Origin of the sequence: Clostridium sp. MCC353 (assembly GCF_018785315.1) — a bacterium.
Taxonomy (GTDB): Bacteria; Bacillota; Clostridia; order Lachnospirales; family Lachnospiraceae; genus CHH4-2.
In genome coordinates, this window is sequence record NZ_WQPN01000069.1 from 1 (window position 1) to 10,335 (window position 10,335).

A 10,335-nucleotide genomic window follows, 5' to 3' on the forward strand; every position below is an offset into this window, starting at 1 on the left:
TTTACCGTGAATGGGCATCGCACCGTCTTTTTCTATTCCTGGAGCCTTAGTTTCACTTACGGTTGGAAGCTGGTTTTCATGCCCGAAGGATTCCCCTGGGCCCGCCCGCATCCAAACATCCAGTCCGTCCCCTCGTCCCGCTTCCCTGCGTAACTTTCACTAATTAAATCCCAATTTTACATATCCACTTCCACTTTTTCCAAGTGCCAGATATCTCTCACATATTCCTCAATGGTCCGGTCTGACGTGAACTTTCCGGCGCAGGCCACGTTCATGATGGCCGCATTAGCCCACCAGTCTGCATCCCGGTAAGCGGTGTCCACCCTTTTCTGGGCTTCTGCATAGGCCCGGAAATCCTTTAAGATGAAGTAAGTATCCGCCCGGTCGCTGCTCTGGGTGTTCAGCAGGGAATTGTAAATCTCCCGGAACATTTCCGGATCATTCGGTGAAAAGTATCCGTTGATGAGCTGCATCAGCACACGGCGGATCTCCTGGTCGCTGTTGAAGATGTCCATGGGGTTGTAGCCGCCGTTATTTTCCAGGTTGATGATCTCGTCAGAAGATGCGCCGAAGATAAACGCCTTATCCTCTCCCACCTCTTCCACGATCTCCACATTGGCGCCGTCCATGGTTCCCAGGGTCAGCGCGCCATTTAACATGAACTTCATATTTCCTGTACCGGAAGCCTCTTTGCTGGCAGTGGAAATCTGTTCGCTCACATCCGCGGCCGCAAAAATGATTTCCGCATTGGATACCCGGTAATCTTCGATGAATACGATTTTAATCTTGCCTTTGATGCTCTTATCGTTGTTGATCACATCAGCCACTGAATTGATCAGTTTAATGGTCATTTTCGCACGTTTATAACCGGCTGCCGCCTTTGCGCCGAAGATAAATGTTCTCGGCACCATATCCATATTCGGATTATCCTTCAGCTGGTTATAAAGGAACATCACGTGCAGAATATTCATGAGCTGACGTTTATACTCATGAAGACGTTTTACCTGTACATCGAAAATGGAACGGGGATCCACATCGATTCCGTTGTGTTCTTTGATATATTTAGCCAGACGCACCTTGTTCTGGTATTTGATGTTCATAAATTCCTTCTGGCATTTTTCATCATCCGCATAAATAGCCAGTTCATGGATGTGAGGCAGATTCGTAATCCATTCATTGCCGATCTTGGAAGTCACCCACTCAGCAAGCAATGGATTGCCATGGAGAAGGAAACGTCTCTGGGTGATGCCGTTAGTCTTATTGTTGAATTTATCAGGCATCATCTGATAGAAATCCTTTAACTCCTGGTTCTTCAGAATCTCCGTATGGAGTCTTGCCACGCCGTTGACGGAAAAACTTCCCGCGATGGCCAGATGGGCCATCTTCACCTGACCGTCATATACGATTGCCATCTTCCGCACTTTATTCTGATCCCCCGGATACAACTGCTGGATCTGAATGATAAAGCGGCGGTTAATCTCTTCCACGATCTGGTAAATACGCGGAAGGAGTCTGGAAAACAGCTCGATGGGCCATTTCTCCAAGGCTTCCGACATGATGGTGTGGTTGGTATAAGCACAGGTTTTTGTGGTCACATCCCAGGCCTCTTCCCATGTCAGGCCATAATCATCCAAAAGGATTCTCATCAGCTCTGCAACCGCAACCGTCGGATGGGTATCATTTAACTGGAACACGTTCTTCTCGTAGAATTTACGGATGTCATCGTGTTTTTCCATGTATTTGCTCACCGCACGCTGAACGCTGGCGGAAATGAAGAAATACTGCTGTTTTAAGCGGAGTTCCTTACCCGCATAATGATTGTCATTCGGATAGAGCACTTCACAAATATTCTTGGCCAGATTTTCCTGTTCCACAGCCTTTTGATAATCGCCGCGGTCAAAGGAATCCAGGTTGAAGGTGTGGATGGGCTGCGCATCCCAGATTCTCAATGTATTAACCACATTGTTGCCATAGCCGACAATTGGAAGATCATAAGGAATTGCCATAACTGACTGATAACCTTCCTGAACGAAACGCTCTCTTCCATTTTCCCATACGGTCTTCACATATCCGCCGAATTTTACTTCCGTCGCATATTCGGAACGGCGCACTTCAAATGGGTTGCCGTCTTTTAACCATTCATCCGGCACCTCCACCTGATAACCATTCTCAATCTTCTGTTTGAACATACCGTAGCGGTAACGGATGCCGCAGCCGTATGCAGGATATCCCAGCGTCGCCAGGGAATCCAGGAAACAGGCGGCCAGACGGCCCAGGCCTCCGTTTCCAAGGGCAGCATCCGGCTCCTGGTCTTCAATCACATTCAGATCAAATCCCAGTTCATCCAGTACTTCTTTTACCTCATCCCGGGCCATAATATTTATGATATTATTGCCCAGCGCGCGTCCCATCAGAAATTCCATGGAGAGATAGTAAAGGGTTTTTGCATCCTCTTTCTCATATTCTTTATGGGTCGCAATCCATTCATCAATTATAACATCTTTCACCGCATAGGCCACTGCCTGGAAAACCTGCTCGGGTTTTGCTTCGTCAATTGTCCTCCGGTATAAATTCTTCACATTGTAGATGACGCTTTTTTTGAAAGTTTCCTTATCGAAGCCTCTGTTCATCAGCTAATCCTCCTAATGACCAACATTCTCAGCCGTTGGTTATTTTCTCTACGCCTAACATAACTTTTTCACCGTTGATGTTCCATTCCTTCGCATAGCCTCCGGTCTGTCCCAGTGAAATATTATCTGCCAGTACTTCATTCTTAATCTCTTCCGTATGTGCCTTCAGGATATCGGCAATCTTATCATTTTCATCCTGGAACAGGCGAATATGATCCATCACCTCAAATCCGGCTTCTTTACGCATGGTCTGAATCTTGCTGATTAACTCACGTACAAAACCTTCCTCGATCAGTTCAGGGGTCAGATTGGTATCCAGGACAACAGTTACATAGTTGTCACCTTCCGATACATAACCTTCGGTCTGAGCCGTATCGATCAGCAGGTCTTCCTCGGTGAGCACAACTTCCACTCCGCCGAAATCAAAGGTCAAAGCGCCTTTTTCCTTCAGCGTATCCATTGCCGAATTGCCGTCCACCTCTGCAAGGGCCTTTTTGATGCTGCCCAGCTGTTTGCCGTATTTCGGGCCTACTGTCTTTAACTGCGGCTTGAAACTGTAAGAGGTAAAGCTGCGGATATCATCCGTAAATTCTACCGTTTTTACATTTAATTCCTCTTCAATAATCTGTTTGTAGAACTGGGACAGCTCATGATCCGCCTTGACAAACATCCTTCCGATGGGCTGGCGGTTCTTGATGTTTGCGGTATTTCTGGCAGCACGGCCCATCACCACAATCTTCAGTACCTCATCCATATCAGATTCCAGTTTTTTATCAATCCAGGATTCTTCCGCCGTCGGGAAGTCACACAGATGCACGCTCTCAGGCGCGTTCTTATCAATGCTTCTAACCAGGTTCTGGTAAATGTCATCGGTCATAAACGGAACCATAGGAGCCGCAGCCTTGCACACGTTAACCAGTGCGGTATAAAGGGTCATGTAGGCATTGATCTTATCCTGTTCCATCCCCTTTGCCCAGAAACGTTCCCGGCTTCTTCTCACATACCAGTTGCTCATATCATCTACGAACTCCTGAAGCGCTCTTGCGGCTTCCGGAATCCGGTAATTCTCCAGATTGCTGTCCACATCTTTTATCAATGTATTCAGCTTGGAGAGCAGCCATTTGTCCATAACCGGAAGTTTGTCATATTCCAGTTTATATTTGGTCGCATCAAAATTATCTATATTAGCATAGAGCACAAAGAATGCATATGTGTTCCACAAAGTGCCCATAAATTTGCGCTGTCCTTCCTGAACCGCTTTTCCGTGGAAACGGTTAGGCAGCCAGGGGGCGCTGTTGATGTAGAAATACCAGCGGATCGCATCGGCGCCGTAAGTGTCCAGAGCTTCAAACGGATCAACTGCATTTCCTTTGGATTTGGACATCTTCTGTCCATTTTCATCCTGAACATGTCCCAGCACGATAACGTTCTTATACGGCGCTTTATTAAAGATCAGGGTTGAAATGGCTAACAGGGAATAAAACCATCCTCTGGTCTGGTCAACCGCCTCTGATATAAAATCAGCCGGAAATTGGGCTTCAAACAATTCCTTGTTCTCAAATGGATAATGATGCTGTGCAAATGGCATGGAACCGGAGTCAAACCAGCAGTCAATCACTTCTGGAACACGCTTCATCTGTCTGCCGCATTCCGGACAAGTAATTGTCACGTCATCGATAAATGGACGGTGCAGTTCAATGTCCTCAGGACAGTTAGGTGACATGGACTTCAGCTCTTCAATGCTTCCGATGGAATGCTGGTGTCCGCATTCGCACTCCCAGATATTAAGGGGTGTTCCCCAGTAACGGTTACGGCTGACGCCCCAGTCCTGTACATTCTCCAGCCAGTCGCCGAAACGGCCTTTTCCGATGCTTTCCGGAATCCAGTTAATCGTATTGTTGTTGCGGATCAAATCCTCTTTCACATCCGTCATCTTGATAAACCAGGATTCGCGCGCATAATAGATCAGCGGAGTGTCACATCTCCAGCAGTGTGGATAGCTGTGTTCAAAATTAGGAGCGGCAAATAACAGGCCCCGCTCTTCCAGGTCCTTTAATACCAGCGGATCCGCTTTTTTACAAAATGTACCGGCCCAGGGAGTTTCCGCAGTCATCTCACCTTTTGGATCCACAAGCTGGACAAACGGAAGGTCGTATTTGCGGCCTACTTTGGAATCGTCTTCACCAAATGCCGGCGCAATATGAACCACTCCGGTACCGTCGGTCAGCGTAACATACGTATCGCATGTCACATAAAATGCCTTTTTCTTAGGGTTTACAAAATCAAATAAGGGCTCATATTCCTTATATTCCAAATCCGTTCCAACATATTTTTCCAGAACTTCGTACTCTTCCTTCAGCACAGTATCACAAAGCGCTTCAGCCAGATAATAAGTTTCTCCTCCACATGAGACTTTCACATAAGTTTCATTGGGATTTACACAGAGGGCCACATTGGAAGGAAGGGTCCACGGCGTTGTGGTCCATGCTAAAATGTAAGCGTCCTCGCCTTTTACCTTAAATTTGGCAATCGCTGATTTTTCTTTTACATCCTTATATCCCTGTGCCACTTCATGGCTGGAAAGAGGGGTTCCGCAGCGCGGGCAGTAGGGAACGATCTTAAAGCCCTTGTATAAAAGGCCCTTTTCCCAAATCTGCTTTAAAGCCCACCACTCTGATTCAATGAAATCGTTATGATACGTAACATAAGGATCGTCCATATCCGCCCAAAAGCCCACGGTTCCGGAAAAGTCCTCCCACATGCCTTTATATTTCCAAACGCTCTCCTTGCAGTGCTCGATAAATGGTTCCAGTCCGTACTGTTCGATCTGCTCTTTTCCGTCCAGCCCCAGTTGTTTTTCAACTTCCAGCTCCACCGGCAGCCCATGGGTATCCCATCCTGCTTTACGAGGCACCATGCAGCCCTTCATCGTGCGGTATCTGGGAATCATATCCTTGATGACACGGGTCAGCACATGGCCGATATGGGGCTTACCATTGGCGGTAGGCGGGCCGTCATAAAAGGTATAGGTTGGTCCATTCTTTCTGCTGTCCATGCTCTTCTGGAAAATATCATTGTCTTCCCAGAATTTTTCGATTTTTTTCTCTCTGTCTACAAAATTCAGATTTGTAGATACTTTCTCATACATTCTGCAAAAACCTCCATTCTAATAAAATAAGAACGAATCCCGTTTGCGGGATTCTCCGCCTGCGGCGGGCCGCTTCAGCGGCATAATTCCTTACCGCCTGCGGCGGGCCGCTTCAGCGACATAATTCCCTACCGCCGCAGGGCGATCCTGCCCGGAGGGCTTTTTTATTTCATAGGACGTACTTTCCTATGAAATTAAAAAACCTCCGCCCTGTGTAATCAGGACGAAGGCACTGCTTCGATTATACCACCCATTACCCCATACTAACATATGTGTTCCTTCTAACGGTGGAAAACCGACAAGACCTACTTTAATTCAGCCTGCGACTCAGGAGTGATCTTCAGATCTGTTCTACTCGCCCCGGGCTCTCACCATCCCCGGTTCGCTGAAGCTTTAAAACAGGCTTACTGTCTCCATCTGCGTCTTTTCTTTCTATATATACTGTTACATTATAATGATTCAGTCTGTAATTGTCAACCACTCTTCTGGTAATTCTGAGGTACTTTTCCAGCATTTGTATAGTAAAATGCTTTACAAATGCCGCATCTGGCGGTCTGTCTGATCCTTTTCTCCCTGTCACATTGTTATTTTTTTATCAATCCACTTGCCTTTTTCTGAAACTATGGTATACTACAGAATAATTTTACAAATACTTTACATATTTAAAGGAGATACCTTATGAGCCAGAGAAACCTGACCTTATTGACAGACCTCTACGAGCTAACCATGATGCAGGGGTATTTTAAAGAAAAGGATGTCAACGAAACTGTGATCTTTGATATGTTCTACCGCACCAACCCCAACAACAACGGATATGCTATCTGTGCCGGGCTGGAACAGGTCATCGAATACATTGAAAATCTTCATTTTGACAAAGAAGATGTGGATTATTTGAGAAGCACCGGATTATTTGGAGACGATTTCCTGCAATATCTTTCTGATTTCAAATTTACCGGCGATATCTACGCGATTCCGGAAGGAACTGTCATTTTCCCAAGGGAGCCTCTGGTTAAGGTGATCGCTCCGATCATGCAGGCCCAGTTGGTGGAAACCGCCCTTCTCAACATCATCAACCATCAAAGCCTGATCGCCACCAAAACGGCCAGGGTTGTCTACGCGGCCAAAGGCGACGGCGTGATGGAATTCGGCCTCCGCCGGGCCCAGGGTCCGGACGCTGGCATCTATGGCGCACGGGCTGCCATGATCGCCGGATGTATCGGAACTTCCAATGTGCTCTGCGGACAAATGTTTGACGTCCCCGTAAAAGGAACCCATGCCCATAGCTGGATCATGAGTTTCCCTGATGAACTGACCGCCTTCCGCACCTACGCCAAATTATATCCCACCGCATGCATCCTTTTGGTCGACACCTATGATACGTTAAATTCCGGAGTTCCGAACGCGATTAAAGTGTTCCAGGAGATGAAAGAAGCCGGAATCCCCCTCACCTTCTACGGAATCCGCCTGGACAGCGGCGACCTGGCTTATCTCTCCAAAAAGGCCAAGAAGATGCTGGATGACGCAGGATTCACCGACGCAGTCATCTCCGCCTCCAATGATTTGGACGAAACGCTGATCAGCAGCCTGAAGCTTCAAGGCGCAACCATCAATTCCTGGGGCGTGGGAACCAATCTGATCACCTCTAAGGACTGCCCTTCCTTTGGCGGCGTTTATAAATTAGCGGCAATCAAGGATAAAGAAACGGGAAAATTCATTCCCAAGATCAAGTTATCCGAGAACGCGGAAAAGATCACCAATCCGGGAAATAAAACGATCCAGCGTATTTATAATAAGGAAACGGGAAAAATCATCGCAGACCTGATCTGCCTGGTGGATGAAAAATACGATCCGAAAAACTCTCTGCTGCTCTTCGACCCTATTGAAACCTGGAAAAAGACCCACCTGGCTCCTAACAGCTATGTGCTGCGTGAATTGCTGGTGCCTATTTTCAAAGAGGGTAAATGTGTCTATAAATCTCCAAAAGTTATGGAGATCCGCGAATACTGCAAGCAGGAGTTAAGCACTCTTTGGGAAGAATCCCTCCGTTTGGAGTACCCGCACCGCACTCATGTGGACTTATCCAATGAATTGTGGCACATTAAAAACCAGCTTCTTGACAGCTATCATCACAGCGACAATTAATGCACAGAAAAAACCTGTACCGGAAACTGAAACGCTTCCGGCCCAGGTTTTTTATATGCTAAAACGCAAAATGATTCGTTCATATCTTATTCACAATCTTTTTACAGAACATCTATATATGAGCTAAACTTTCTTCACAAATTAAAGATATACTTTAACTATCGAAAGAAAGGCTGCTAATAACAATTAGATAAAATTTTTTTCATAATCGCCGGTAATCCTGAAAGGGTTACCGGCTCCTCCCTTTTTATGGGGATTTTTTATTTTAAAGAGATTGTATCTATGGCAATTGGTCCACATATTTAAACAAAAAACAACCATCCCTGTTCAGCCTTTCTGTTCGAGATAACAGCGATACACCAATTCCGCCGCTTTTTCATAATCGTTCAAGCCCAAAACCGTTATTTCTTCCGTTTCCATTTCCAGGTCAGTCACATAGGCCAGAATCGTTTCTCTTCTGCACACGCCCGTTTCAGAGTTCCCTTTTCTGACCAGCTCAAATTTGGGATAGTCAGAATCCTTCATCCCTTCTAAAAGAATGACATCCGCTTCCGGAAACAACTCCGCCAGCTTCATTTCCGTCACTTTTTCCTTTTTTACAACCATAAACTGGTTTTCAGAAAAAACCGCAGTCCCGATCGCTCCGGCCTTTCTGTGCCTGTCACTGTCCGTCCCCGGCACGTCGGGAGTAAATGTATGGCCGTCGTGCTTTATGGCCGCTGTTTTCAGGCCCATTTCCGTCAGGCGCGGGATCAGATTCTCCATAAATGTCGTCTTCCCCGAATTTTTTACCCCGCTGACCGCAATCATAACCGGTCTGCCATGATCTTCAGCGCGCATTTTTCTGTATTCCTCCTTTGTATTCACATTGAAAAATACAGTTTCATCCGCCTGGGCCCCCACTTTTACATGATCAATCTGATCCAAAATGGACGACATACGGTAATTCCCCTCTCCCACCATTTGTTCCATCAGCGGGACGCATTCTTTTGAATAAATCCCGATCAGCGGCTGCGGCCTTTTGTCCACATAAATACAGGCGGGCATTTTTTCTCTTTCCCATACCTCCATCAGCCTTTCCGTAAACCGGCAGCTGAGCCTGGGCATGTCGCAGGGGAGCACTAAGAGGGCCTCCTCTTCACACTGTTTTAACGAACTCAGAATTCCACCCATAGGCCCAATTCCAGGATAAAGGTCCTCAAGCATCGGATATTCCAATTGACTATAACGGCTTTTATCTTCCACCGACAGATATATCTTTTTCATCCCCGGCATTGCGTCAGCCATACATTGGTAAAACGGCCTTCCCTCATCTATAAGAAACGCCTTTTTCTCCCCGCCCATTCTTCGATTTTTTCCGCCCATTAATATAAGACCCGCAATTGTCATACACTTCTCCATTTCCAATCAATCAGGGCCTCCGCCCTTCTTCCATCAGGTGTCCACCATTATATCACGGAGTTTAAATGCATGTAAACCCATTTTCGATCCTGGTCACCGCAGCTTCTGCTCAACCCGGCAGCTTCACAGAAACGCAGATGCCACTTCATAATTGTACAAACATCATTCTATATTGCACAGATAGCATTTCGTATTGCACAGATAGCATTTCGTATTGCACAGATGTCATTTCATATTGCACAGTAAACTTGGCGAAATTGATTGACAAGTAAACTTGGCAGATATATACTTATATTGCAAATAAAACTTGGCATCAATTCAGGAGGTAAGTGGTATGAATAAAGATGAAATCCTCGCGAAAAGCAGAGCAGAGAAAAGGGATGAGGGTATGGAACAGGCTGAAAATAAAGGAAGGCGGATCGGTATAAGCGCATTTTGCGGCGTCTTTATCTTTATAGTGGTGTTCAATTTATTTCACGGACAGTCCAGCTATGTTCCCCAGGCAATGTTCTGGGCCTTTATCGCTGCCGAATCCTACCCGAAATACCGTTTTACCAATAGCAAAACTTATCTGGTATCGACCGTTGCAGGCACCATCGCATCGGCGGCTTCCTTAGCCAGTTATATCATCGGCGTGTTGAGGTAATATCATGGATGAGACCTTAATCTTAAAAAACAGCTTAAAAGCCGCACGCACAGAAAAAAAGCTCTCCCAAAGCCAGCTGGCCGATATGGTAGGGGTATCGAGAAATACAATCAGTTCCATTGAAACAGGGCAGTTTAATCCTACTGCTAAATTGGCGTTGGTTTTGTGTATTGCGCTGGATAAAAAATTTGAGGAGTTATTCTACTTTTAAATTGGGATTTAGTTGAGGAAGTTACGCAGGAAAGCGGGACGAGGGGACGGTGGCCAGGCCGGGGCTTGAAACCTGCAGGGCGGGCCGTGCTCTGACGGTGTGGGAAATCGGCTTCCAACCGTAAGTGGAACTAAAGCCCGCAGGCATCAAAAAAGAC

General features: G+C 46.4%; 6 protein-coding genes. 3 read left to right on the top strand and 3 right to left on the bottom strand.

All coding sequences use genetic code 11. The features are described from left to right. Positions 1-176: 176 nt before the first annotated feature. Both GPL15_RS14060 and ileS read right to left on the bottom strand, forming a co-directional pair. On the bottom strand, positions 177-2,630 hold the full coding sequence (locus GPL15_RS14060; protein ID WP_215699311.1) for a glycogen/starch/alpha-glucan phosphorylase: 2,454 nt from the start codon (positions 2,628-2,630) through the stop codon (positions 177-179). 28 nt (positions 2,631-2,658) lie between these two features. Then, on the bottom strand, positions 2,659-5,778 hold the full coding sequence (gene ileS / locus GPL15_RS14065; RefSeq protein WP_215699312.1) for an isoleucine--tRNA ligase: 3,120 nt from the start codon (positions 5,776-5,778) through the stop codon (positions 2,659-2,661). A 678-nt stretch (positions 5,779-6,456) separates the two neighbouring features. Between ileS and GPL15_RS14070 the strand changes: the two genes are divergently transcribed. Continuing rightward, positions 6,457-7,920, top strand: coding sequence for a nicotinate phosphoribosyltransferase (locus GPL15_RS14070; protein ID WP_215699313.1), 1,464 nt, complete (start codon positions 6,457-6,459; stop codon positions 7,918-7,920). 327 nt (positions 7,921-8,247) lie between these two features. Here the strand turns inward: GPL15_RS14070 and mobB are convergent, their stop codons facing one another. Further along, positions 8,248-9,309 carry a molybdopterin-guanine dinucleotide biosynthesis protein B gene (mobB, locus tag GPL15_RS14075; protein ID WP_215699314.1) on the bottom strand — a complete coding sequence of 354 codons (1,062 nt, stop codon included), beginning with the start codon at positions 9,307-9,309 and terminating at the stop codon, positions 8,248-8,250. 346 nt (positions 9,310-9,655) lie between these two features. Between mobB and GPL15_RS14080 the strand changes: the two genes are divergently transcribed. Then, on the top strand, positions 9,656-9,967 hold the full coding sequence (locus tag GPL15_RS14080; protein WP_215699315.1) for a DUF6442 family protein: 312 nt from the start codon (positions 9,656-9,658) through the stop codon (positions 9,965-9,967). 4 nt (positions 9,968-9,971) lie between these two features. Continuing rightward, positions 9,972-10,178: a helix-turn-helix transcriptional regulator gene (locus tag GPL15_RS14085; RefSeq protein ID WP_215699316.1), complete on the top strand. Its 207-nt coding sequence runs from the start codon at positions 9,972-9,974 to the stop codon at positions 10,176-10,178. Positions 10,179-10,335 lie beyond the last annotated feature (157 nt).

Bases quoted from the DNA above. Each gene is read 5' to 3' on its own strand.
- GPL15_RS14070 (WP_215699313.1), top strand. From the start codon at position 6,457: ATGAGCCAGAGAAACCTGACCTTATTGACAGACCTCTACGAGCTAACC.
- mobB (WP_215699314.1), bottom strand. From the start codon at position 9,309: ATGACAATTGCGGGTCTTATATTAATGGGCGGAAAAAATCGAAGAATG.
- ileS (WP_215699312.1), bottom strand. From the start codon at position 5,778: ATGTATGAGAAAGTATCTACAAATCTGAATTTTGTAGACAGAGAGAAA.
- GPL15_RS14060 (WP_215699311.1), bottom strand. From the start codon at position 2,630: ATGAACAGAGGCTTCGATAAGGAAACTTTCAAAAAAAGCGTCATCTAC.
- GPL15_RS14080 (WP_215699315.1), top strand. From the start codon at position 9,656: ATGAATAAAGATGAAATCCTCGCGAAAAGCAGAGCAGAGAAAAGGGAT.
- GPL15_RS14085 (WP_215699316.1), top strand. From the start codon at position 9,972: ATGGATGAGACCTTAATCTTAAAAAACAGCTTAAAAGCCGCACGCACA.